Below are 24,189 nucleotides of genomic sequence, written 5' to 3'. Positions count from 1 at the left end.
ATTGGTGGGGGTCTTGGTGGTGCCGTTGGTGCTGGTGGCCAGGTGGGTGGCGCTGTCGGTGTTGGTGGGCAGGCTGGTGGTGCCATCGGTGGGGGTCTTGGCGGTGGCATAGGTGCCGGTGCTCAGGCCGGTGGCGCTGTCGGTGGTGTTGTTGGTGGTCAGGCCGCTGCCGGTATCGGCGGCCAAGCTGCTGCCAGCGCCGCAGGGCACGCCGGTCTCGCCGGGCAAGCCGGCCTTGCCGGTCAAGCTGGTCTCGCCGGGCAAGCCGGCCTTGCCGGTCAAGCTGGTCTCGCCGGGCAAGCCGGCCTTGCCGGTCAAGCTGGTCTTGCCGGGCAAGCCGGCCTTGCCGGTCAAGCTGGTCTTGCCGGTCAAGCCGGCCTCGCCAGCCAAGCTGGTCTTGCCGGGCAAGCCGGCCTCGCCAGCCAGGCGGGCGTCGCTGGTCAAGCCGGTGTAGCCAGCCAGGCGGGCATCGCCAGCCAGGCCGGACTCGCCGGGCAGGCGGGCGTTACCAGCCAGGCGGCTCTCGCCGGTCAGGCCGCGGCAAGCCAACCCGCGTTGATCGCCAGCGAAGGCGCAGCGCTGAATGGTGCTGGTACTGCCCACGTCGGGGGACCGTTGGGCGGTGTCGGCGTCGGGGGTCAGGCCGGTGCTGCCGGTAGCGCCGGACTCGGTATCGGCGGCGGCGGAAATGCCCCCCTCAGTGGCCACCCGAACCCGCAACCGGCCGCTGCAACCGGTGCGGCCGGCGCAGGTGCCGGCGTCCAGGCGGGGCCTGGCGGTGCCGCAGCGACCGGAGCGGGCGGCGCAGTGGCCGGCGGTGCCACCGGACCCGGCGGCGTCGCGACGAACCCAGGCACCCACGGCGGGCCCGCGGCAGGCGGACACGGCGACATCCTCGGTCAGGAAGGAACCGTGCTCGGCGGCGGTGCCGGAGCGGGCGCCGGAGCCGCCGGTGGCGCAGGAGCTGGAGCTGGAGCTGGTGCCGGCGCTGGAGCTGGAGCGGGTGCCGGCGCTGCCGGTGGAGCTGGCGCAGGTGCGGGTGGCGTCGGCCCGAGTGAACACGGATCGACGGTCCCCGCAGGTCAGGGCCCGGTCATCCAAACCGGCGGTGCCGGCACCGGCGGTGCGGGCAGCACGACACCGGGCGGCCACGGCCCCGTCATCCAGACGCCAGGTGGGTCGACGGGTCACGAGACCACGCCGGGCGGTGCTCATCCGCCGGTGATCAACGCGCCGGCCCCGCACACCCCGACGCCGCAGACCGAGACGCCGACCCCGGCGCACCCGGCACCGGCCGAGCACGCTCCGACGCCCGCGCCGCAGCAGCACGAGCCGGTCCAGCAGCCGACCCACCACGAGCCGCAGAGCCCGTCGGTGTTCGGCCACGAGCCGGCCGGGCACACGCCGCCGGCGCACACCGAGCCGCAATCGCACGGTCCGGCTGAACACCACGGGTTCTGATTCGGCGACCTGACAGACAACCGGCGGGGACCTTCATGGTCCCCGCCGGTTTGTCCGCATAACGTGATCGGAAAGCACGCGATCAAGAAAGTGGGGCGGCGCGGTGACGCAAGCTGATGACCCGCGTCGGGTCAGCGTGATCGTCGAACTGATCGACCACACCGTCGCGATCGCCGAGCTGCACGGGCGCAGTGACATGGTGCAGCGCCTGCGACGGGCGCGCGAGCGGATCAGCGACCCGCGAATCCGTGTGGTGATCGCCGGTCAGCTCAAACAGGGCAAAAGCCAACTCCTCAATTCGTTGCTGAATCTGCCGGTGGCACGGGTCGGTGACGACGAGGCCACCGTCGTGATCACAAGCGTGAGTTATGCGGCTCAACCATCAGCGCGACTTGTCGTCAAGGCCGGTCCCAACGGTGAAACCGCCGCCGTCGACATTCCGGTTGACGATGTCAACACCGATGTGCGCCAAGCGCCCCAGGTCGGCGGACGGGAAGTGATGCGGCTCGAGATCGGGGCACCCAGCCCGTTGCTGCAGGGCGGGTTGTCGTTCATCGACAGTCCCGGCGTCGGGGGCCACGGACAACCACACCTGTCGGCCACGCTCGGCTTGTTGCCCGATGCCGACGCGATCCTGATGGTCAGCGATACCAGCCAGGAGTTCACCGCACCCGAAATGTGGTTCCTGCGCAAAGCGTCGCAGATCTGTCCGGTCGGCGTGGTCGTGGCCACCAAGACCGACCTGTATCCGTACTGGCGGCAGGTCGTCAACACCAATGCCAACCACCTGCAGCGCGCGCGGGTCCCGATGCCGATCATCCCGGTGTCGTCGCTGCTGCGCAGTCACGCCGTGAGCCTCAACGACAAGGAACTCAACGACGAATCCAACTTCCCGGCGATCATCAAATTTCTGAGCGAGAAGGTGCTCACCCGCGAGACCGACCGGGTGCGCGACGAGGTGCTAGGTGAAATCCGCTCGGCGGCAGAGCAATTGACGATCACAGCCGGATCGGAACTGTCCTCGGTGAACGACCCGGCGCTGCGCGAACGCCTTGCCGACGACCTGGCCAGGCGAAAGAAGGAAGCCCAGGACGCGCTCGAGCAGACCGCACTGTGGCAGCAGGTACTCAACGATGGGTTCACCGATCTGAGCAACGACGTGGATCACGACCTGCGCTCCAGGTTTCGCGCCGTCACCGACGACATCGAGCGTCAGATCGATGCGACGGACCCGACACTGCACTGGGCCGAGATCGGTGCCGACGCCGAGGATGCAATCGCCACCGCGGTCGGGGACAACTTCGTCTGGGCCTACCAGCGCGCCGAGGTGTTGGCGCTCGACGTCGCCCGATCGTTCTCCGACGCTGGCCTCAACTCGGTCATGTCGCCCGAGCTCACCTCGCGGTTGATGGGCGGACACTTCGGTGAACTCAAGGCGCTGGCGGAGCTGGAAGCCAAGCCGCAGGGCAAGGGTCAGAAGGCGCTGTCCGGACTGCGGGGCTCCTACGGTGGCGTGGTGATGATCGGCATGTTGTCCTCGGTGGCGGGTCTGGGGCTGTTCAACCCGGTGTCGGTGGGCGCAGGGCTGCTGCTGGGTCGAATGGCCTACAAAGAGGAGAAACAGAGTCGGTTGTTACGGGCCCGGGCCGAAGCCAAAGCCAATGTGCGTCGGTTCGTCGACGAGGTTTCTTTCGTGGTGGGCAAGGAGTCGCGTGACCGGCTCAAGACGATCCACCGCACGCTGCGCGATCACTACCGTGGCATCGCGATCGAGCTCACCCGCTCGCTCAACGAATCGCTGCAGGCCACGGTCACCGCGGCGCACCTCGAGGATGTCGAACGCGACACCCGGGTCCGCGAGCTGGAACGCCAGCTGAACATCCTCGACCAGATCACCGACAACTTGAACAAGTTGCAAGCACCGGTGAGTCTCGGGAAACCGTGAGCACCAGCGACCGGGTCCGCGCGATTCTGGGCGGAACTATTCAGGCCTACCGGGGCGAACCGGCCTACCGCCAGCGTCCCGATGTCTTCTACGAACTGGAACGCATCGGGGCGCGCCTCAACGAGCCCATCCGAATTGCGCTGGCCGGCACGCTCAAAGCCGGCAAATCGACGTTGGTCAACGCCCTGGTGGGCGACGACATCGCGCCGACGGACGCGACGGAGGCCACCAGGATCGTGACGTGGTTCCGGCACGGCCCCACTCCGAAAGTCACCGCCAACCACCGTGGCGGACGGCGCAGCAACGTGCCGATCACGCACCGCGACGGGCTGAGCTTCGACCTGCGCCGGCTGGACCCCGTCGATGTGGTGGACCTGCACGTCGAGTGGCCCGCCGAGGAACTGACGCAGGCCACCATCATCGATACGCCGGGAACATCGTCGTTGACCCGGGAGGCCTCCGAGCGCACGCTGCGGCTGTTGGTCCCCGACGACGGTGTGCCCCGGGTGGATGCGGTGGTCTTCTTGCTGCGCACCCTCAACGCGGCCGACATCGCGCTGCTCAAGCAGATCGGCGGGCTGGTCGGGGGGTCGGCGGGCGCATTGGGCATCATCGGGGTGGCGTCGCGGGCCGACGAGATCGGTGCTGGTCGCATCGACGCGATGCTGTCGGCCAACGACGTGGCCAAACGGTTCACCAGCGAGATGACTCAGACCGGCATCTGCCAGGCGGTGGTCCCGGTGTCCGGGTTGCTGGCGATGACGGCGCGCACCTTGCGGCAGGGCGAGTTCGTCGCGTTGTCGAAACTGGCCGGGTCCGATGCCACCGAACTCAACAGGGCGCTGCTCAGCGTCGACCGATTCGTGCGGCCGGACAGTCCGTTGCCGATCGACGCCGCCATCCGTGCGCAACTGCTGGAACGGTTCGGGATGTTCGGCATCCGGATCTCGATCGCGGTGCTGGCCGCCGGAGTCACCAGCGCGGCCGCACTGGCCGCTGAACTGCTGGAGCGCAGCGGGCTGGTGGCGCTGCGCAGGGTGATCGATCAGCAGTTCGCGCAGCGTTCGGACATGCTCAAGGCGCATACCGCTCTGGTGTCGCTGCGCAGGTTCGTCGAGACGCATCCGGTCATGGCCACGCCGTACGTCATCGCCGACATCGATCCGCTGCTGGCCGACACCCACGCGTTCGAAGAACTTCGGTTGTTGAGTCTATTGCCCTCGCGCACAACGACTTTGAAAGAAGATGACATCGCTGCGCTGCGCCGGATGATCGGCGGCTCTGGCACCGACCCGGCGAGCCGACTGGGGGTGGACCCGCAGGAGTACGCGGCCAACCCGCACGTGGCTCAGCGGGAGGCGTTCGCCGCGGCGCAATACTGGCGCCGGCGCGCCGAGCATCCGCTCAACGATCCGTTCACCACCAGGGCGTGCCGTGCGGCGGTGCGCAGCGCCGAGGCGATGCTCGCGGAATTCTCCGCACGCCGCTGACCGCTCAGCCGCCGGGCGCCGCGCTGGTCGGCGGGACCGGTGCCGCGGTGGTCGGAGGGACCGGTGCCGCGCTGCTGGTGGGGGCCTGCGTGGTGGGCTGGGGTGCCGAGGTGGTCGGCGGGTTGCTGGTGGTGGGCCGCGTCGTGGTCGGCGCGGTGGTCGTGCTGGTGGACGGCGATGTCGTCGTGGTGGTCGTCGATGTCGTGGTCGTCGTCGACGTGCTGGACGAGGTGGTGGTGGGCGCCGTGGTGGTCGTGGTCTCCGTAGCCGTGGTCACCACGGTCGGGGGCGGCGTCACCACCGTCTCAGTGGGCAGGCCGTCCGAACCGGTGGTGCTGGTGGTGAACGGCGGCGGCTGCGAGGTGATGGTGACGACCGGCTTGGTGCTCGTGTCGCCGACGGTGAGCGCCAGCACGACGGCGAGCAGTATCGCCGCGGCCGCACCGAACAGGCTCAACAAGATTGCCGGACGCCGGTACCAGGGCGGGAGCTCGGCTTCGTCGACGTCGGGCTCCTGCGGGGGACCGGTGTACCCGGGCGCAAGCACCGGCTCACCAGGACTGGTGTAGTCGGCGGGACCGGAGTAGGGGACCGGTTCCATCCCGGTGCCACTGTCTTCCGACCACGCCAGGGCGCGGTCGGTCTCGTTGCGGGCGTCCTCGGGAAACGCCTCGGTGGGCACCGCTCCGGTGGGTTCGGTCGTGGGCGCGGTAGGCGACGCCATCGTGGCGGCACCGGCGGCGCCGGCGGCCGCAGCGGCACCGACGATGCCGGTCGGCATGTCCACGGCGGGACCGATGCCCGTGGCCGCTCCCGCTGAGGTGCCCAGAGTGGCTGCCCCGACCGCCGCACTGAACAGCGGCTGCGGCGGGGTGAGGACAGGTACTCGCAGTCCTTCGGACAGACGTGTCGCGATCAGCGGGATGTTGGCGCCGCCGCCGACCGCCGCCACCGCAGAGAGCTGACCAATTCCGTTGCGCTGCAGTACTTCTCGAACCGTGCCGACGAAGCGGTCCAGCGGTGCGGTGAGGAGTTGTTCCAGATCGCTGCGGGAAAGGTGCTGAGCCCCTCCGGGGTTGCCGGTCGCGATGCTGGCCACTGTTGTCGCGGAGAGTTGTTCCTTGGCGGTCCGGCAGCTGCCGAGCATCCGCGTCACCGACCCCATCGAGGTCGCCGTGACGGAGAGGTTGGTGGTGTCGGCTCCGGGTGCGACGGTCAGCAAGTGGTTCAGGATGAGCTGGTCGATCTCGTCACCGGAAAGTTCGCTGTACCGGACCGTACTGCCGATCTGGTCGAAGTTTCCCCCGGCGTTAGCCAACGTGATGCTGGTACCGCCGGCGCCGAAATCGCACACGGCTATGACGCCGCCGGCGGGGAACCCGGGCTGAGTGGCCAGCGCCGCCAGCGCCGCGGTGGCATCAGAGACCAGCGTCGGCGTCCCGCCTTTGGCGGCGAGGTCCGGTTGGGCGAACAGTTCCTGACGCAGCGCGGCGACCTGGTTCTGCGACCAGTACGCAGGGACGGCGACGGTGATCGGGGTCCCGTAGCCGACGGTGCGGGCCATCGCCTCGAGCGCCTCGATGGTCAGTGCCTGGCCGAGGTATTTGGTGCCGTCGGCAGCGACCAGCGGCGACGGGTCACCGACCCGCTCGACAAAACCCCGCAGTACCAGGCCGGACTCGGTGAGGTTCGGGTTCTCGTCGGGCAGGCCGACTTCGGATTGCCGGTTGTCGAACAGCGTCAGTACCGGTGTGCGGGCGACCGGGGCGCTACCCGAGCGTGCCGCGACCAGGTTGGCCACCCCGATCGACAAGCCGAGCGGCTCGCTCATGTCCCCACCCCTGTGTCCGTTGTTTCGCTGACGGTCGACGGCCGTTCCCCACCATAGCCGCCCCGGATCCGACGGAGACGGGTCACAGGCCCGGCGGCAAATTGATGACAGTGGGTATCGACGGCAGCGTGATCTGCGACGGCAACCGCGGCAGGACACCGGATCTCGGGGATTCGGCCGGCGTCGTGGTAGGCGAGGCGGACGTGGTGGTCGGCGTCGTGGAAGTGGTCGTCTCGGTCGTCGTCGTCGTCGTGGTGGTCGTGGTCGTGGTCGTCGTCGTGGTGGTGGTCGTCGTGGGGGACGTTGACGTAGCCGTCGTGCTCGTCGTCGTCGTCGTCGTCGGAGTGGTGGTGGTGGTGACCGAAGCCGGACTCGGGCGGCCCTGGGCCAGCAACACGATGCCGTAGATGATGAGCCCCAACAGCACCGCGATCAGCACACCCCAGCCCACCAGGGCGAGAGGCTTACGCCAGCCGGGAGTGGGCTCGGGTTCCGGACCCTGGCCGTACGCCGGGACGCCGGTGGCGCCATAGCCGTAATTGCCGTGAACGGTCGGGTCGTTGGCGCCGTAATCCGGCGGGTCGTACCTGGTCACGGCTGCCGATGCTAGTTGTCAGAGCCTTGCCCAGAGCACAGCCACGCGGGCCCGTTGCCGATCGGTGACCTGACTCAGGGCAGCTTCGGCACCGTGATCGTGGGTCCGCCCGGAATCGTGATTGTCGGCGGCAGCGGCGGCAGTTGCGGCAGATGCGGGCCGCGATGGGTCGGTTGCTGTGTCGGCTGTTGGGGCGGCTGACTGCGAGGCGGGTTGTTCGGCGGTGCGGGTGCCGGGCTACTCGGCTCGCTCGGCTCTTCGCTGGACGACTCGGTAGTGGTGGTCGTCGTGCTAGTGGACTCACTGGTGGTGGTTGTCGTGGTGCTGGTCGTTGAGGAGGTGCTCGGTGCGGGAGCTGGGCTGGTGCCGCTGCCGAACAGTTGGCTGACGCCGTAGGCGATCAGGGCGAGCAGGATCAGCACCAACGCCGCCCACAGGGCGAGCGTCACGGGTTTGCGGTACCAGGGCCGTGCGTCGGCATCGGGGTCGTCGGAGTCCAGCGGTGCGAACTGGTCGGGCGGGGACCCCTCCACCGTCGGCTGGTACATCAGCGACGGGTCGCCGGGCGGGTATTGCGACTCGGGGCCCAGTGGCGGTCTGCCCTCCACGGTCGGCTGGTGCATCAGCGACGGATCACCCGGCGGGTACTGGGCGCCGCCGGGCGGCGGGCCCTGGACGGTCGGCTGATACTGCGGACCGGAGGGCGGGGGACCTTGAACCGTGGGCTGATTCTGCGACGGGTTGCCGGGCGGCGGGCCCTGGACGGTGGGCTGGTGCTGTTGCGGCACCCCGGGAGGTGGGCCCTGCTGAGTCGGACCTTGATAGGGCCCGCCCTGCGGCGGCCTGCCGGCGGGCGGGCCCTGCGGCGGATGGCCGCCGAACCCCCCGTACTGGGTCGGCTGTTCGTTGAAGTCGTCAGGTGGGCCGTTGTTTGCCACGAGTCGATGGTATAGGTCGGCGGCCGGTCAGAACGTGCTGACCTTGTCGATGCTGACGAACATTCCGTGCCGGGTGCCGTTGTTCTCGAAACGCGTGCCGTCCTTGGTGGCGACGATCGTCCAGCCCTGCGCGTCGTAGGTCTTGTAGTCGATGGTGACGGTGGGGATGGCGCCGAGATTGCCCAGGATCCACTGCACGTTGCCGGCGGCGGTGATGTGCACCCCGTTGGCGTGCTCACCTTCCTGGATCGGCGAATTGGTGAACGGCGCCTCGCAGCCGACGCTCTCCTTATTGATCTGGCAGCGGGTGATGCCCGATTTTGTCTCGATGAAGACATAGCCGTTGTCGTCGGCCTTGAGCGGGATGGCGCCCGGCGCGGGGCTACTGGTGGTCCCGGGGTTGGTGGGTGGGAGCGCGACGGGGGAGGAGGTCGGCGCCAGCGGCGGGGGAACCGAGGGCCGGGGCGTGGGAAAAGTCGGTTCGGCCGGCCCATGACCGCCCGGGGCGGCGATCGGCCTGCCGTCAATCGTGGTGCTGCATCCGGCGACGAGCACGGCAACGGCCAGCAGGCCTAACCGTGCCTTCGGCAATAACCGCACGCGCTACTCCCTGCAATCTCAGATATCAGGAAGTCAGAGTAAGGGCGTGCGTACGCAAGTTGCTGCGGCGACGCGCGGTTGGAACGACGCCGTAGGCAAAGCGTTACCGCTACATGGTGCTCAGCCCGGGGGTGGCTCGTGCACCGAGCGGGCATCGGCGGCGGCCCGCACCCGGTTTCGCACCAGGAACCAGCCGCCGACCAGCGCGGGAATGCCGAGCAGCATGGCCGCGATCATCCACTTGCCGTATTCCTTGTCGAACATCATCAGCACCAGCACACCCGCCAGGAACGCCAGGGTGACCCACCCGGTGTACGGCGAGAGCGGCATGCGGAACTTCGGCCGTTCGTGCTCACCGGCCTGCGTCAGCTTGTGAAAGCGCAACTGGCAGGCCACGATCGTCGCCCACGCCACGATCACGCCGGTGGCGGCGATGTGCAGCACGATCTCGAACGCGTGCTTCGGTGTGACCGCGTTCAATCCGATTCCGAACAACCCGATTCCGGCGGTCAACAGAATGCCGCCGAACGGCACCCCGTTCTTCGACATCACACCGGTGAACTTGGGACCGCTGCCGTTGATCGCCATCGACCGCAGGATCCGGCCGGTGGAGTAGAGACCGGCATTCAGGCTGGACAGCGCAGCGGTGAGCACCACCAGGTTCATCAGGTCGTCGCCCCAGGAGATACCGAGCTTGTTGAAGAACGTCACGAAGGGGCTTTCGCCGTCCTTGTATTCGGTGTAGGGCAGCAGCAGCGCCAGCAGGACGGTCGATCCGATGTAGAAGACAGCGATCCGGAACACCACCGAGTTGATCGCGCGCGGCATGATCTTCTCCGGATCCTCGGTCTCCCCGGCCGCGATGCCGACCAGTTCGATTGCGGCATAGGCGAATACCACTCCCGAGGTGACCAGTACCAGCGGCAGCAGGCCGGTCGGCAGCAGCCCGCCGTGGTCACTCCACAGCGACCAGCCGGTGTCGTGGCCGTCGACCTTGAACCGGCCGGCAAGGAAGACCGTGCCGACGATGAGAAACGTCACCAGCGCCAGCACCTTGATCAGCGCGGCCCAGAATTCCAGCTCCCCGAAGAGCTTGACCGAGATCAGGTTCATCGACAGCACCGCGATCAGTGCGATCAACGCCAACAGCCATTGCGGGATGACCTGGAACATGTGCCAGTAGCGGCAGTATTGCGCGATCGCGGTGGTGTCCACGATGCCGGTCATCGCCCAGTTCAGGAAGTACATCCAGCCGGCGGCGTACGCCACCTTCTCACCGAAGAACTCGCGCGCGTAGGACACGAACGAACCCGACGACGGCCGGTAGAGCACCAGTTCCCCGAGGGCGCGCAGGATGAGGAAGACGAAAACACCGCAGATTCCGAAGACGATGAACAGGCCCGGGCCTGCAGAGGCGAGTCGGCCGCCGGCGCCGAGGAACAGTCCCGTCCCGATTGCGCCGCCCAGGGCGATCATCTGAATCTGACGCTTCTTGAGCGCCTTGTGATACCCCTCGTCTTCGCGCTCCAGCGCATTAGCGGACGGTGTCATCCGGTTCCTTATCGCCGTAGCTACCGCGAAGTCTTGCGAGAATTGGAAGTCAGGCTATCTCACCAGCACGACGTGAGCGTGCCGTGTCAACCCGGCTGCCGCAATTCACCCGACCGGACTCGGGAGAGATTCAGACGGCGATCACTTCAGCCGCCGGGACCTCGCGTGGCGCACGGCTCACTGCGACGTTCACGACACCCATGGTCAGGCAGATCACTGCGGGAACCGCCAGTGCGTAGCCGTCGAACTTCGCGCCCGCGAACAGGCCGGCGACCGCGCCGCTGATGAACATCAGCAGCGTGGTGGCAAGAATCGCCGCCTTCCACTTGTCGAATCCGTGCTCGCGGCTGCGGCCCAGCATTAACCCGAGGTCGGTGACGGTGCCGGTGAAGTGGGTGGTGCGGACCGCCATCCCGCGGAAGCTGGACGTCAGCCCGTTTTGCATGCCGAGCGCCGCCGCAGCGAAGAGCCCCTGCACCGCGGTCTCTTCGATGCCGAGCAGCGCGATCTCGTTCTTGTCCGCGGTGACGCCGGCGGCGGCTGCCAGCAGCAGGATGGCCTCGATGGTCAATACCGCCGCGTGCCGACGGGCCAGCGGCTGCCGATTCGATGACAGCAGCGTGCCGGCGACGGCCGCTCCCAGCAGAAAGCCCAGCAGAATCGCGCCGAGCACGTGGCTTTCGTAACGCCACGGGTGGGCGGTGTCCATGCCGATCTGGGTGGTGACACCGGTGAGGTTGCCGACCGGAACGGCCAAGGTCAGGATCGCCACCGCGTTCACCCAGCCGGCGATCAGCGCCAGCACCGCGCTGTAGGCCAGCATCCTGCCCTGCGCCGACAGGCCGCTCCTACGTACTTGCTCACTCGGCGCCATGCTGCTAGACACCCACTCCCCGTTCTGTACTTGCCCCGCCACAAATATAAGAGCCGACACGCAATTTATTTCGCGAATTCTGCGTTTTCATAGCGACTGCATACGGCGTATCCGGCGCCGCCCCGGGAACAAAGTTCGGCAGTCTGCCGTTAGCATGATCGACAAGTTGAGTGAACTAGACTCAAGTCCGAGTTGACAGCAAGGTGTCGGACGGAGCAGTCTTGAGCGGGGTTCACTCAGCATAGTGCAACAACGAAGCTCTACACATTCAGGAGGAAATCACTATGGCTCGTGCGGTCGGCATCGACCTCGGGACCACCAACTCCGTCGTCGCAGTTCTGGAGGGTGGCGACCCCGTCGTCGTCGCAAACTCCGAGGGCTCGCGGACGACGCCGTCCGTCGTCGCGTTCGCGCGCAACGGCGAAGTGTTGGTCGGCCAGCCCGCCAAGAATCAGGCGGTCACTAACGTCGACCGCACCATCCGATCAGTGAAGCGCCACATGGGCACGGACTGGTCGGTCGACATCGATGGCAAGCAGTACACCGCGCCGGAGATCAGCGCCCGGGTGCTGCAGAAGCTGAAGAGGGACGCTGAGGCCTACCTCGGTGAGGACATCGCCGACGCGGTGATCACCGTTCCCGCCTACTTCAACGACGCCCAGCGTCAGGCGACCAAGGACGCCGGCCAGATCGCCGGCCTCAACGTGCTGCGCATCGTCAACGAGCCGACCGCGGCCGCGCTGGCCTACGGCCTGGACAAAGGCGAGAAAGAACAGACCATCCTGGTCTTCGACCTCGGCGGCGGCACCTTCGACGTGTCATTGCTCGAGATCGGCGAGGGCGTTGTCGAGGTGCGTGCCACCAGCGGTGACAACCACCTCGGCGGCGACGACTGGGACCAGCGCGTCGTCGACTGGCTGGTGGAGAAGTTCAAGGGCACCAGCGGCATCGACCTGACCAAGGACAAGATGGCCATGCAACGGCTGCGTGAAGCCGCCGAGAAGGCCAAGATCGAACTCAGCTCGAGCCAGAGCACCTCGATCAACCTGCCCTACATCACCGTCGACGCGGACAAGAACCCGCTGTTCCTCGACGAGCAGCTCACCCGGGCCGAGTTCCAGCGCATCACTCAGGATCTGCTGGACCGCACCCGCAAGCCGTTCCAGTCGGTTATCGCCGACGCCGGCATCTCGGTGGGCGACATCGACCACGTGGTTCTGGTCGGTGGCTCGACCCGTATGCCCGCGGTCACCGACCTGGTCAAGGAGATGACCGGCGGCAAGGAGCCCAACAAGGGCGTCAACCCCGACGAGGTTGTCGCCGTGGGCGCCGCTTTGCAGGCGGGCGTCCTCCGGGGCGAGGTCAAAGACGTTCTGCTGCTTGACGTCACACCGCTGAGCCTGGGTATCGAGACCAAGGGCGGCGTGATGACCAAGCTGATCGAACGCAACACCACGATCCCGACGAAGCGCTCGGAAACCTTCACCACGGCCGACGACAACCAGCCGTCGGTGCAGATCCAGGTTTTCCAGGGGGAGCGGGAGATCGCGTCGCACAACAAGCTGCTCGGCAGCTTCGAGCTGACCGGGATCGCACCCGCCCCGCGTGGTGTCCCGCAGATCGAGGTCACCTTCGACATCGACGCCAACGGCATCGTGCACGTCACGGCCAAGGACAAGGGCACCGGCAAGGAGAACACCATCCGCATCCAGGAGGGGTCCGGCATCTCGAAGGAAGAGATCGACCGGATGATCAAGGACGCTGAGGCGCATGCGGACGAAGACCGCAAGCGTCGCGAGGAAGCCGACGTGCGCAACCAGGCCGAGACGCTGGTCTACCAGACGGAGAAGTTCGTCAAAGAACAACGCGAGGCCGAAGGTGGCTCGAAGGTGCCCCAGGACACGCTGAGCAAGGTGGAAGCCGCGGTCGGCGACGCGAAGTCGGCGCTGGCCGGCGACGACATCTCCGCGATCAAGTCGGCGATGGAGAAACTGGGCCAGGAGTCCCAGGCGCTGGGTCAGGCCATCTACGAGGCCGCCCAGGCGGAGGGCGGCGCGGCCGGCGGCGGGCAACCCGGCGGCGGCTTCGATCAGGCCGGCGGGCCCGACGACGTGGTGGACGCGGAGGTGGTCGACGACGACCGGGAGTCCAAGTGACCGGAACTCACGACAACCAGCCGGAGCCGGTGACCGTCACCGACAAGCGCCGGATCGATCCCGAGACGGGCGAGGTACGCGACGTTCCTCCTGGCGCTTCGGCGCCAGGAGGGTCCGGCCCGGCCGAGTCCTCCACCAAGGTGGCCGAGCTGACCGCTGACCTGCAGCGCGTGCAGGCCGATTTCGCCAACTACCGCAAGCGGGCACTGCGCGACCAGCAGGCCGCGGCCGATCGGGCCAAGGCCAACGTCGTCAGTCAACTGCTGGGCGTGCTCGACGACCTGGACCGGGCGCGCAAGCACGGCGACCTGGAATCGGGGCCGATGAAGTCGGTCGCGGACAAGCTGACGAATGTGCTGACCGGGCTCGGGCTCACCGAATTCGGCGCCGAGGGCGAGGATTTCGACCCTGCCCTGCACGAAGCGGTGCAGCACGAGGGCGACGGTGGGCCGAATTCCAGGCCGGTGATCGGCACCGTGATGCGGCAGGGCTACCAGCTCGGCGATCAGGTGCTGCGGCACGCGATGGTCGGTGTGGTCGACACCGTCGTCGACGAGACCGCCGCGGCGGAGTCGGATCCATTTGCCAGCATTCTGGAATCCGAGCCGGCCGACACGGCGGATAACCCCGGCACTCAGGCGCAGTAGGGCACAGAATCAGGAACATCGGAAATGAAGACAAGGTAAGGAGGTGACGCGAAGTGGCTCAGCGTGAATGGGTCGAGAAGGACTTCTACAAGGAGTTGGGCGTTGCCTCCGATGCCGACGCCAAAGAGATCAAGACCGCATACCGCAAGTTGGCCTCGGACCTGCATCCGGACAAGAACCCGGCCGGAGCCGAACGGTTCAAGGCGGTTTCGGAGGCCTACAGCGTCCTGTCCGACGAGGCCAAGCGCAAGGAATACGACGAGACCCGCCGGCTGTTCGCCGGCGGCGGCGGCTTCGGCGGCCGTCGCTTCGACACGGGCGGGTTCGGCGGGTTCGGCGGCGGTGACGGTGCCGAGTTCAACCTGAACGACCTGTTCGACGCCGCCGGCCGGTCCGGCGGCGCCAACATCGGCGACCTGTTCGGTGGCCTGTTCGGCCGCGGCGGCAGCTCGCCGCGGCCCAGCCGGCCCCGGCGCGGGAACGACCTGGAAACCGAGACGGAACTGGATTTCGTCGAGGCCGCCCAGGGCGTCGCGATGCCGTTGCGGCTGACCAGCCCGGCACCGTGCACCAACTGCCACGGCAGTGGCGCACGGCCCGGCACCAGCCCCAAGGTGTGTCCGAACTGCAACGGCGCCGGCGTGATCAACCGCAATCAGGGCGCGTTCGGCTTCTCCGAACCCTGCACCGAGTGCCGGGGCAGCGGCTCGATCATCGAGCACCCCTGTGAGGAGTGCAAAGGCACCGGCGTCACCACCCGCACCCGCACCATCAATGTGCGGATCCCGCCGGGCGTCGAGGACGGTCAGCGGATCAGGCTGGCCGGCCAGGGCGAGGCCGGGCTGCGCGGCGCGCCGTCCGGGGACCTCTACGTCACCGTGCACGTGCGGCCCGACAAAGTCTTCGGCCGCGACGGTGACGACCTCACCGTGACAGTGCCGGTCAGCTTCACCGAGTTGGCTTTGGGCTCGACGCTTTCGGTGCCGACGCTGGACGGCAAGGTCGGTGTCCGGGTGCCCAAGGGCACCGCCGACGGACGCATCTTGCGGGTGCGCGGACGCGGCGTGCCCAAGCGCAGTGGCGGTAGCGGCGACCTGCTCGTCACCGTCAAGGTGGCGGTGCCGCCGAACCTGGAAGGCGCCGCCCAAGAGGCGCTGGAAGCCTACGCGGCCGCCGAGCGGGCCAGCGGATTCGATCCGAGGGCAGGTTGGGCAGGTAATCGCTGATGGCGGCCAAGAAGGGCGAGGAAGCGCGGACGTTTCTGATCTCGGTGGCCGCCGAGCTGGCCGGTATGCATGCGCAGACGCTACGCACCTACGACCGGCTCGGGCTGGTCAGCCCGCAGCGCACTCCCGGCGGCGGGCGCCGCTATTCCGAGCACGACGTGGACCTGCTACGCGAGGTGCAGCGACTGTCCCAGGACGAAGGCGTCAACCTCGCCGGCATCAAACGCATCATCGAGCTGACCAACCAGGTCGATGCCCTGCAGTCCCGGCTGAAGGAATTGGCCGAAGAGGTGGCGGCGTTACGTGCCAACCAGCGCCGCGAGGTCGCGGTGGTGCCCAAGAGCACGGCGCTGGTGGTCTGGCAGCCGCGCTCGCGCCGTTGACGCATCAGGCTCAGGGTCTAGCGCGACAACGGATCGTGCTGAATGCGGTCGGGCGGCGCGCCTTTGGCGATCAGCGCCGCCCGGGTGGCGGCAACCATGCCGGGTCCGCCGCAGATCAGGATCTGCCGGTCACCCCAGCTGCCGTACCTGGCGACGACGTCGGGCAGTCGTCCGGTCTGACGGACATGCAGTCCGCGTGGCGGCGACGGGTCCGGGTAGTCGGCCGCCCACGGCGGGTCCCGGTTGTATTCCGACACCGGCGATACCGACAACCACGGGTTGTGTGCGGCCATCTGCCATAACGTCCGCAGGTCGTAGAGCTCGCACGGGTAGCGGGCGCCGAAGAACAGGTGCACCCGCGGATTCTCGGCGAACCGGCACAGGTCCATGATCAGTGCGCGCAGCGGGGCCAGCCCGGTGGAGCCGGCGACCATCAGCACGTCGTCGCCGCCGCGGTCGACGTGCAGGCCGCCGTGCGGGCTCGACAACCGCCACCGGTCGCCGGCCCGGGTTTCGGTGACGACGGCGTTGCTGACCAGGCCGCCCGGCACCACGCGGACGTGGAACTCGACCCCACCGTCGGGATCGGCGGGTATGGCGGGGGACAGGTATCGCCAGCGGCGCGGGCACTGCGGTATCTGCACGTTGACGTACTGCCCGGGGTGGTGCTGCAGCGGTCGGTCCAAGTGCAGCCGCACGACCGCGAGATCGCGCGACACCCGGGTGTGTTCGATGACTGTTCCGTCCCACCAGGCAGGAGCGTCCTCGGAGTCCGCGGCCCCACTCATCACTCCGGCAAACAGGTTGAGCGACTGATCGGCGGCCTCGGCGATCGCGTCGGTCCATCCGCCGTCCAGGTGGCTGCGCAAGGTCGCATGCAGCGCGCGTCGCAGCGTCGCGTAGTGGGCCGGCAGCACCCCGTACTTGCGATGGTCGCGGCCCAATTGGGCCAGGAAGGCCACCGGCTCGTCGGCGCGCTGGGCGATCAGTTCGCCGTAGAGCCAGTGCATCGCGTGCGCGAAAGCAGCGCGCTGGCTCGCCATATCGGGGGGAAACAGGTCGCGGACGCCGGGGTCCAGGGCGAACCAGTGGGTGTAGAAGCGGTGGACGACATCGGTGTCGCCGGGCTTGAACGCGTCCCGCAACACCTGTAACGATTCCCGGTCGTCAAGGCCCACGGGAACCGATTCTAGGTACCTAGCGGTCCACTCTGTCGCCGAGCGCGCTCACCAGTCGCGGGAGGTCTGGCGCCGCGTCGACCCGATATCACCGGGTGCTATGCCGGCCCACCTACGCCTCCGGCCCCACCGGTCCCACCGCCAACCCCGGTCGGAATCGTTCCGGACTGGCCCTCGCCACCCTTCCCGCCCTGGCCGGGGCCGCCGTTGCCACCGTCGCCCCCCTCGCCTCCGAAGGTGTTATAGAACGCGCTGCCTTCACCTCCGAATCCACCGGTGCCACCGTTACCGCCGGCTCCGCCGGGGCCGGCACCGGCTCCGCCGTTGCCCCCGTTGCCCCCGTCACCGCCATCGCTGTCGGCGCCGGCGAACCAGCCGAAACCGCCGCGGCCACCGTCGCCACCCCGGCCCTTGACGGCGTTGCCGCCGGTTCCGCCGTCGCCGCCGTTACCGCCGGGGGACTGACCGGGGATCGGCATGCCGCTGAACGGAACACTCGCGACGCCGGCGGAGTTACCCGATCCGCCGGTGCCACCGGCACCTCCGGCGACGATGCCGTCGCCGCCGGCTCCGCCGTTGCCGCCGTTCCCGCCGGCTGCGCGGGTGTGGCTCGACCCGCCGGTCCCACCTTGGCCGCCGTTCCCCCCGGCGCCACCGATGTAACCGTCTCCACCCCGGCCGCCGTTGCCACCGGTACCACCGGACGCATCCGCTTTGCTGATGTTGAGGTTGATGGTGGAATTGCCACCCGTTCCGCCGGCGCCGCCTTTGCCGCCGGTGACGGTCGTGCTGCCCTGGCCACCGGCGCCGCCGGTGCCGCCCGTGCCGCCCGGACCGTAGTTGCTGTCGCCTCCGGTTCCACCGGCGCCGCCGGTTCCGGCAGTGCCGGCAGCACCCCCGCCCACGCCTGGGGTGCCGGCTTTGCCGCCCGTGCCACCGGTGCCACCGGTGCCCGGACCCTGGGTGCTGGTTGCTGCGGCGCCGGTGCCACCATTTCCGCCTGTTCCACCGGTGCCGGCAGTGCCGCCGACGCCGTTGTGGCCCGCTGCGCCGGCACCGGTCCCGGTTTTGCCGCCGGTACCGCCCTGCCCGCCGTCGCCACCCGTACCGCCCTGGCCGGCTGCGATGGGTGTGATGCCCTGCGCACCGGGACCGCCCTGCCCGCCCGGGCCGCCCTGACCGCCTTGGCCGCCCTGGCCGCCGTCGCCGTTGGTGCCGCCGACACCCGCGGTGCCGCCGTTGCCACCCTTGCCGCCCATGCCGCCGGTGCTGCCCTTGCCGCCAGTGCCGCCGGGCTGGGTGGCATCGATGCCGGCGGCACCGGTGCCACCCTGACCACCCTGGCCCCCGGTACCTCCCGCGCCGGCGTTGCCCCCGGCCGCGGCGGTGCCGGCCGCCCCGCCGTTGCCGCCCGTTCCTCCGGTACCGGGCAGCAGGCCGCTGCTGCCGGATGCACCCTGGCCGCCGATGCCACCGGTGCCGCCAGTGCCCGCAGTGCCGCCGGTACCGTTGCTGCCCGCTGCTCCGGCACCGGTGCCGGCCTGACCGCCGGAATTGCCCTGGCCACCATTGCCAGCCTGGCCACCTTGGCCGCCCTGACCGCTGTCGCCGCCGCCGACCGGAGTGGCGCCTTGCGTCCCTAGGCCGCCTGCGCCGCCGGTGCCGCCGGTGCCGCCCTGGGCGCCCTGGCCACCGTCGCCGTTGGTCCCGCCGATGCCCGCGTTGCCGCCGTTTCCGGCCAGGCCGGCGTTACCGCCGTGGCCACCGGTCCCCCCGGTGCCGGGCCCGTTGGTCCCATCACCGGCCGCGCCTCGGCCGCCCGTGCCACCGGTGCCGCCCTGTCCGCCGGCGCCTCCGTCACCGCCGTCGCCGACGGTGCCGGCACCGACACCGGCCAGGCCGCCGGTGCCACCCTGGCCCCCGTTGCCGCCTCGGCCGCCCATTCCGCCCTGACCATTGGTGCCGCCGATCGGTGCAGCGCCTTGCACGCCAGCACCACCGGTGCCGCCTTGGCCGCCCTGACCACCGGTGCCGCCCAGGCCGCCGTCGCCGTTGGAACCGCCGATTTCTGCCTGGCCACCGGTACCAGCCAATCCGGCGGCGCCTCCGGTGCCTCCGTCACCGCCGGTGCCGGCGCCCTGGGTGGCCGTGCCGGCGGCACCCGTGCCACCGAGACCGCCTGCGCCACCGGTGCCCGCCGTGCCACCGGTGCCGCCGCCGCCCACTCCGCCGGCGCCGGCGCCGGCGATGCCGCCTTCGCTGCCCGTGCCACCGGCACCACCCCGGCCGCCGGTGCCGCCCTGAGCAACGGTTCCGCCGGCGGGTGCGGCGCCCTGGGCGCCGTTGCCACCTTGGCCGCCCTGGCCGCCGGTGCCACCCTGGCCGCCGTGGCCACCGTCGCCGTTGGCGCCGCCGATGGTCGCCGCGCCGCCCGCGCCGGCCTGTCCAGCGGAGCCACCAACGCCGCCGGTGCCGCCGGTGCCGGGGCCCTGGGTGGCGGTGCCGTTGGCACCCCGTCCGCCGAGCCCACCGGTGCCGCCGGTGCCCCCGGTGCCGCCGTCGCCGCCATCACCCACGGAACCAGCGCCGGTACCGGCCACGCCACCCTGGCTGCCTTGGCCGCCGGTGCCACCCGCTCCGCCGACTCCGCCTTGGGCGTCGGTACCTCCAACGGGGCTGCTGCCTTGCAAGCCGGTGCCGCCCAGGCCGCCGGCGCCACCTTGCCCGCCCTGGCCGCCGTGGCCGCCGTCGCCGTTGGCGCCGCCGATGGTCGCCGTGCCGCCCGCGCCGGCCTGTCCAGCGTTGCCACCGACGCCACCGGTGCCGCCGGTGCCGGGTCCCTCGGTCAGCGTGGCGGTGGCGCCGTTGCCGCCGTTGCCGCCCTGGCCGCCGCTGCCGCCGGTGCCGCCGGTGCCGCCGTTGCCAACTGTGCCGGCACCGGTACCCGCCTCGCCGCCCTGGCTGCCCTGGCCGCCGGTACCACCTGCGCCGCCCTGGCCACCCTGACCGTTGAGTCCGCCACCGGTAGGCGTGGTCCCTTGCGTACCGGTGCCGCCGTTCCCGCCTCTGCCGCCGGTACCGCCCTGGCCGCCGTGGCCGCCGTGGCCGTTGGATCCGCCCGCGACTGCCTCTCCGCCGGCGCCGGCCTTGCCCGCGGCACCACCGGTTCCACCAGTTCCACCGGTACCGGGGCCCTCAGCACCGGTGACGTTGGCGCCTCGGCCACCGAGGCCTCCGGTGCCACCGGTGCCGGCGGTACCGCCGACACCCCCATCGCCCGCAGCGCCGGCGCCGGAACCGGCCTTGCCGCCCACGCCGCCCGCACCGCCGGTGCCACCGTCACCGCCTTGGCCCCCCTGGCCACTGGTGCCGCCGCCGACCGGTTCAATTCCTTGTGCGCCAGCACCGCCAGTGCCACCGTCACCGCCTTGACCACCCTGGCCGCCTTGACCGCCGTCACCGTTGGCGCCGCCGACACCGGCCGCGCCACCCCGGCCGCCCTGGCCGCCATCGCCGCCACCGGTGCCGGTGCCACCGGTGGCGCCGGGGCCGGTGGCGTTGACGCCTTTGGCGCCATCGCCGCCCTGACCACCCATGCCTCCGGTGCCGCCGGCCCCCGCGCTGTCCGCGCCGGCATTGGTGCCTGCGGCGCCGGCTTTGCCGCCGGTTCCGCCGGTGCCGCCCTTACCGGCACTCGTGGTGCTGGTGGCTGCTGCGCCTTCGCCGCCAGTTCCGCCGGTTCCGCCGGTTCCTGCCGTGCCGCCGTTGCCGGAATTGCCCGCTGTCCCGGCACCAGAACCCGCGTTGCCGCCTTGCCCGCCGGTGCCGCCGGTGCCACCTTCACCACCGAGGCCGCCCTGGCCGCTGTTGCCGCCGCCGGCCGGTATGGTGCCGTGCGCGCCGTCGCCGCCGGTACCGCCGGAACCGCCGGTGCCGCCTTGACCGCCCCGGCCGCCATCGCCGTTCGTCCCGCCGGTGCCGGCCGCGCCTCCGGTACCGCCTTTGCCACCCATTCCACCCTCGTCGCCGGAACCACCTGTGGAACCCGCCGCTATGCCGTTGTTGCCCTTGTGGCCGGTGCCACCTTGGCCGCCCTGACCGCCGGTTCCTCCGGTGCCGGCGTTGCCCGTGCTCGAACCAGCTCCGGCGGTGCCGGCGTTGCCTCCACTACCACCGGTGCCACCGGTGCCAGGGCCATCGATGCTGGTAGCAGCGGCGCCTTGGCCGCCGTGACCGCCGGTGCCGCCGGTGCCGGCGGTGCCACCGACACCGGTGTTGCCTGATGCGCCGGCACCCGCTCCGGCGCTGCCACCCTGTCCGCCGTTGCCGCCCTGACCACCGCTGCCGCCCAGCCCACCTTGGCCGAGGGAGCCACCACCGGTCGGGCTGATCCCCTGGGCGCCGTCGCCGCCGGTACCGCCGGTGCCGCCGGAGCCGCCTCGGCCTCCGTTGCCCCCGTTGCCGTTGGTGCCACCGATGCCCGCGGCGCCCCCGGTGCCGCCATTACCACCCGACCCGCCGGTGGACCCGGAGCCACCGGCGCCCCCGGGGTCGGTTGCGTTCGCGCCGGAGTGTCCGGTGCCGCCGGTGCCTCCTGTCCCGCCGTTGCCGCCGGTGCCGGCGTTACCGCTAACGCCTGCGCTGCCGACCCCTTGCCCGGCGAGGCCGCCGCCGCCGGCCGCCCCGCCGGTGCCGCCGCTGCCGCCGTCGCCTGCGGCGGCGCTGCTGGTGCCGGTGATTCCGGTGCCACCCTGACCGCCGTCGCCGCCCTTGCCGCCCTGGCCGCCGTTGCCGTTAGTGCCGCCGGTGCCGGCCGCTCCGCCATCGCCGCCCTGGCCACCCTGGCCACCCTGGTAGCCGGTGGCGTCGCTGCCGTTGGCGAGTGTGGCGTGGTGCCCGACGTCGCCCTTGCCGCCGGTGCCACCCACACCCCCGGCGCCTCCGGTGCCCGCCGCACCTTGGACGCCGGCCGAACCGGCGCCGGTGCCGGCCAGACCACCGTCACCGGCCTGCCCACCGGTGCCGCCGGTGCCGCCGGTGCCACCGGCGCTGTTGTTGCCGGTGATTCCGATGCCGCCCTGGCCGCCCTGTCCACCGTTGCCACCGCGTCCGCCGTTGCCGTTGGTAGCACCGGCGCCGGCCGCTCCGCCCTGGCCGCCCTGGCCACCCTGGCCGCCCTGGTAGCCGGTGGCGTCGCTGCCGTCAGCCTTCGTCGCGGCCGGACCGGTGCCGCCCTGGGCGCCGTCGCCACCGACGCCGCCGGTGCCGCCGTTGCCGTGATTACCGCCGTCACCGCCGCGGCCGCCGGCTGCGCCGGACGCTCCGGCGACGGTGGCATCGGCACCCTTGCCGCCGGTTCCACCATTGCCGGTGCTGGTGGGAGACTGCCCGCTGAGGCCCTGTGCACCGGTGGCGGACCCGTTGCCGCCCAAGCCGCCGGCACCGCCGTCCCCGGTGTCGCCGCCCTGTCCACCGGTGCCGCCGACGCCGGCGTTGGTCGTCCAGCTGCCGTCACCGCCCTTGCCGCCGTCGCCGGCGGTACCGCCCTGTCCGCCGACGCCGCCACCGCCGCCTCTGCCCGCCACGGCGACGTTGCCGTGCGCGTCGCTGCCGCCGTCGCCGCCGTCACCACCTTGACCGCCAAAGCCGCCACTTCCGCCATTGCCACCGGTCTTGCCGGTCTCACCTGCACCGGTGGCGTTCGCGCCAGTCATGCCCGCGCCCCCGGTACCACCGGTGCCGCCGGTGCCGCCGTCACCACCCTTGCCGCCGCTGCCGCCCAGGGCACCGCCATCACCGCCTTGTCCACCGCGGCCACCGAGACCGCCGGTAGCGCCGGTGGTACCGGACTGACCCGGAGCAGACCCGTCGGCGCCCGGACCGCCCTGCGCACCGGCGCCGCCGGTGCCGCCGGTGCCGCCGGTGCCGTAGTTACCCCCGTTGCCGCCCCGCCCGCCTGCGGCTCCCGTCCCGCCTATCGCGGTGGCATCGGCACCCTTGCCGCCGGTGCCACCGCTGCCGCTGTCGGTGGGAATCTGCCCGTTGAGGCCTTGCGCGCCGGGCTGGGACCCTGCGCCGCCCGCGCCGCCCGTGCCGGCCGTGCCGGTATTGCCACCCTGTCCACCGGCGCCCCCGACGCCGTTGTTATACGCCCATGTGCCCTCGCCGCCCGTGCCACCGCGACCGGCCGTGCCGGCATCACCGCCATTACCGCCCCGGCCGCCAGCTCCCTGGATCCCGTCGCCACCGATCAGCCCGCCGGCACCGCCGGCACCGCCGTCGCCACCTTTCCCGCCGGAGGCACCGTTGCCGCTGTCGCCGCCGGTGCCACCGTCGAGGCCAGGGGTGAGCTGGTTGGCACCGGCCGCACCGTCGCCACCGGCGCCGCCGACGCCGCCGGCGCCTCCTGCCCCGCCGGCCCCGCCAGCCCCGACCAACATGCCGCCGGCGCCGCCTGCGCCGCCGTTGCCACCCGTCCCGCCCGCCGTGCCCGAGCCGGCAGTTGACCCGGAGATACCCGGGGTACCGGCCTGGCCCTCGCCGCCCGCCCCGCCGACGCCGCCGGGTCCGATGAACCAGGCGCGACCGCCCGCCCCGCCGGCGCCGGCGGCCACCCCGCCCGCCCCGATGCCGCCGGCTCCACCGGCCCCGCCGCCGCCGTACAGCCAGCCGCCGCTACCGCCCTGCCCACCGGATGCGCCCGCGCCGCCGGCGCCACCGCTACCGCCGTTGCCGATCAGGCCCGCGGCACCGCCGGCGCCCCCGGGCAGACCCGCGGTGGTCTGCGAGTAACCGTTGCCGCCGTTGCCCCACAACAACCCTCCCGGGCCGCCGTCGGGGCTGGTCGCAGTACCCCAGGCGCCGTTGCCGATCAGCGGCCGGTTCAGTAACTGCTGGGCAGGCGCGTTGATCGCATTCAGGGCTGCCTGCAGCGGCGACACATTTGCGGCCTCGGCCCCCATATAAGCGCCGGCCGCGGTGGTCAGCGTGTGGCAGAACTGGCTGTGGAACAACGACGCCTGCGCGCTCAACTCCTGATATTCGCGCCCGAGGGTGCCGAACAGCGCGGCGACCGCAGCCGACACCTCATCCAGTCCGGCCGCCGCCACCGCGGTTGTCGGCGCCGCCGCCAACCCGGTGGCCGCGCGCAGCGAACTTTCGATGCCGGCGAGATCCGTCGCCGCCCAGGACAAAACGTCCGCATTGACCATGATTGACATCGTGAAAAACCCTCCAACACCAGGTACTTCCGCGGACAGGTAGGCAGGAATCGACGGACACGTTACGCAGCGAACCGTTTTTGGGAAGGGCATT

At 70.7% G+C, this 24,189-nt stretch carries 16 protein-coding genes; 8 read left to right on the top strand and 8 right to left on the bottom strand.

Annotated features, from left to right (window positions below; all coding sequences use genetic code 11):
- A partial coding sequence (locus AC5Y3Z_RS15765; RefSeq protein ID WP_500001811.1) for a collagen-like domain-containing protein occupies positions 1-1,062 on the bottom strand: 1,062 nt, incomplete at its 3' end.
- Positions 1,063-1,221: 159 nt separating this feature from the next.
- Here AC5Y3Z_RS15765 and AC5Y3Z_RS15760 point away from each other — a divergent pair.
- The 3 genes from AC5Y3Z_RS15760 (at position 1,222) to iniC (ending at position 4,896) form a co-directional block, all read left to right on the top strand.
- On the top strand, positions 1,222-1,461 hold the full coding sequence (locus tag AC5Y3Z_RS15760) for a hypothetical protein (protein WP_473139495.1): 240 nt from the start codon (positions 1,222-1,224) through the stop codon (positions 1,459-1,461).
- 103 nt (positions 1,462-1,564) lie between these two features.
- Positions 1,565-3,406, top strand: a complete 1,842-nt coding sequence (locus AC5Y3Z_RS15755) for a dynamin family protein (RefSeq protein WP_473139494.1) — start codon at positions 1,565-1,567, stop codon at positions 3,404-3,406.
- Entirely contained in the window at positions 3,403-4,896 is a 1,494-nt protein-coding gene (gene iniC / locus AC5Y3Z_RS15750; RefSeq protein WP_463825494.1) for an isoniazid-induced dynamin-like GTPase IniC, read from the top strand. The genes AC5Y3Z_RS15755 and iniC overlap by 4 nt, the downstream gene beginning before the upstream one ends.
- Before the next feature lie 4 nt (positions 4,897-4,900).
- Here iniC and AC5Y3Z_RS15745 read toward each other — a convergent pair whose 3' ends face one another.
- Positions 4,901-6,727 (bottom strand): Hsp70 family protein, encoded by a 1,827-nt coding sequence (locus AC5Y3Z_RS15745; RefSeq protein ID WP_473139493.1) that lies wholly within the window; start codon positions 6,725-6,727, stop codon positions 4,901-4,903.
- Positions 6,728-6,831: 104 nt separating this feature from the next.
- Between AC5Y3Z_RS15745 and AC5Y3Z_RS15740 the strand changes: the two genes are divergently transcribed.
- The gene (locus AC5Y3Z_RS15740) at positions 6,832-7,134 is read left to right on the top strand and encodes a hypothetical protein (protein ID WP_473139492.1); all 303 of its coding nucleotides are present in this window, start codon (positions 6,832-6,834) and stop codon (positions 7,132-7,134) included.
- 262 nt (positions 7,135-7,396) lie between these two features.
- Here AC5Y3Z_RS15740 and AC5Y3Z_RS15735 read toward each other — a convergent pair whose 3' ends face one another.
- The 4 genes from AC5Y3Z_RS15735 to AC5Y3Z_RS15720 all read right to left on the bottom strand — a co-directional run bounded on the left by AC5Y3Z_RS15735 (position 7,397) and on the right by AC5Y3Z_RS15720 (position 11,234).
- Positions 7,397-8,260, bottom strand: coding sequence for a hypothetical protein (locus tag AC5Y3Z_RS15735; RefSeq protein WP_473139491.1), 864 nt, complete (start codon positions 8,258-8,260; stop codon positions 7,397-7,399).
- 27 nt (positions 8,261-8,287) lie between these two features.
- Positions 8,288-8,860 carry a hypothetical protein gene (locus AC5Y3Z_RS15730; RefSeq protein ID WP_463825498.1) on the bottom strand — a complete coding sequence of 191 codons (573 nt, stop codon included), beginning with the start codon at positions 8,858-8,860 and terminating at the stop codon, positions 8,288-8,290.
- A 120-nt stretch (positions 8,861-8,980) separates the two neighbouring features.
- Positions 8,981-10,411: an amino acid permease gene (locus AC5Y3Z_RS15725; protein ID WP_473139490.1), complete on the bottom strand. Its 1,431-nt coding sequence runs from the start codon at positions 10,409-10,411 to the stop codon at positions 8,981-8,983.
- 130 nt (positions 10,412-10,541) lie between these two features.
- Positions 10,542-11,234 carry a YoaK family protein gene (locus AC5Y3Z_RS15720; protein ID WP_473139489.1) on the bottom strand — a complete coding sequence of 231 codons (693 nt, stop codon included), beginning with the start codon at positions 11,232-11,234 and terminating at the stop codon, positions 10,542-10,544.
- Between the two features lie 335 nt (positions 11,235-11,569).
- Between AC5Y3Z_RS15720 and dnaK the strand changes: the two genes are divergently transcribed.
- The 4 genes from dnaK to AC5Y3Z_RS15700 are packed head-to-tail and all read left to right on the top strand — an operon-like array spanning position 11,570 to position 15,697.
- Positions 11,570-13,441 (top strand): molecular chaperone DnaK, encoded by a 1,872-nt coding sequence (gene dnaK, locus AC5Y3Z_RS15715; RefSeq protein WP_473139488.1) that lies wholly within the window; start codon positions 11,570-11,572, stop codon positions 13,439-13,441.
- The gene (gene grpE / locus AC5Y3Z_RS15710) at positions 13,438-14,088 is read left to right on the top strand and encodes a nucleotide exchange factor GrpE (protein WP_473139487.1); all 651 of its coding nucleotides are present in this window, start codon (positions 13,438-13,440) and stop codon (positions 14,086-14,088) included. The genes dnaK and grpE overlap by 4 nt, the downstream gene beginning before the upstream one ends.
- Before the next feature lie 53 nt (positions 14,089-14,141).
- A complete protein-coding gene (gene dnaJ / locus AC5Y3Z_RS15705) occupies positions 14,142-15,314 on the top strand; it encodes a molecular chaperone DnaJ (protein WP_463825503.1) in 1,173 nt (390 codons plus the stop codon).
- A complete protein-coding gene (locus tag AC5Y3Z_RS15700) occupies positions 15,314-15,697 on the top strand; it encodes a heat shock protein transcriptional repressor HspR (RefSeq protein ID WP_463825504.1) in 384 nt (127 codons plus the stop codon). The genes dnaJ and AC5Y3Z_RS15700 overlap by 1 nt, the downstream gene beginning before the upstream one ends.
- A gap of 17 nt (positions 15,698-15,714) precedes the next feature.
- On the opposite strand, the gene AC5Y3Z_RS15695 is transcribed toward AC5Y3Z_RS15700, so the two are convergent.
- Together AC5Y3Z_RS15695 and AC5Y3Z_RS15690 are read right to left on the bottom strand one after the other, a co-directional pair.
- Positions 15,715-16,875, bottom strand: coding sequence for an FAD-binding oxidoreductase (locus AC5Y3Z_RS15695; RefSeq protein WP_473139486.1), 1,161 nt, complete (start codon positions 16,873-16,875; stop codon positions 15,715-15,717).
- A gap of 98 nt (positions 16,876-16,973) precedes the next feature.
- The gene (locus AC5Y3Z_RS15690) at positions 16,974-24,086 is read right to left on the bottom strand and encodes a PE family protein (protein ID WP_473139485.1); all 7,113 of its coding nucleotides are present in this window, start codon (positions 24,084-24,086) and stop codon (positions 16,974-16,976) included.
- Positions 24,087-24,189: the final 103 nt, after the last annotated feature.

It is taken from the genome of Mycobacterium sp. NGS61 (assembly GCF_059812325.1).
Note: the sequence above shows the minus strand (reverse complement) of the source record. Positions and strands in the feature narration are given on the sequence as shown.

Coding starts and splice junctions, on each gene's coding strand:
- AC5Y3Z_RS15745 (WP_473139493.1), bottom strand. CDS start 6,727: ATGAGCGAGCCGCTCGGCTTGTCGATCGGGGTGGCCAACCTGGTCGCG.
- AC5Y3Z_RS15740 (WP_473139492.1), top strand. CDS start 6,832: ATGACAGTGGGTATCGACGGCAGCGTGATCTGCGACGGCAACCGCGGC.
- AC5Y3Z_RS15725 (WP_473139490.1), bottom strand. CDS start 10,411: ATGACACCGTCCGCTAATGCGCTGGAGCGCGAAGACGAGGGGTATCAC.
- AC5Y3Z_RS15720 (WP_473139489.1), bottom strand. CDS start 11,234: ATGCTGGCCTACAGCGCGGTGCTGGCGCTGATCGCCGGCTGGGTGAAC.
- dnaK (WP_473139488.1), top strand. CDS start 11,570: ATGGCTCGTGCGGTCGGCATCGACCTCGGGACCACCAACTCCGTCGTC.
- AC5Y3Z_RS15700 (WP_463825504.1), top strand. CDS start 15,314: ATGGCGGCCAAGAAGGGCGAGGAAGCGCGGACGTTTCTGATCTCGGTG.
- AC5Y3Z_RS15690 (WP_473139485.1), bottom strand. CDS start 24,086: ATGGTCAATGCGGACGTTTTGTCCTGGGCGGCGACGGATCTCGCCGGC.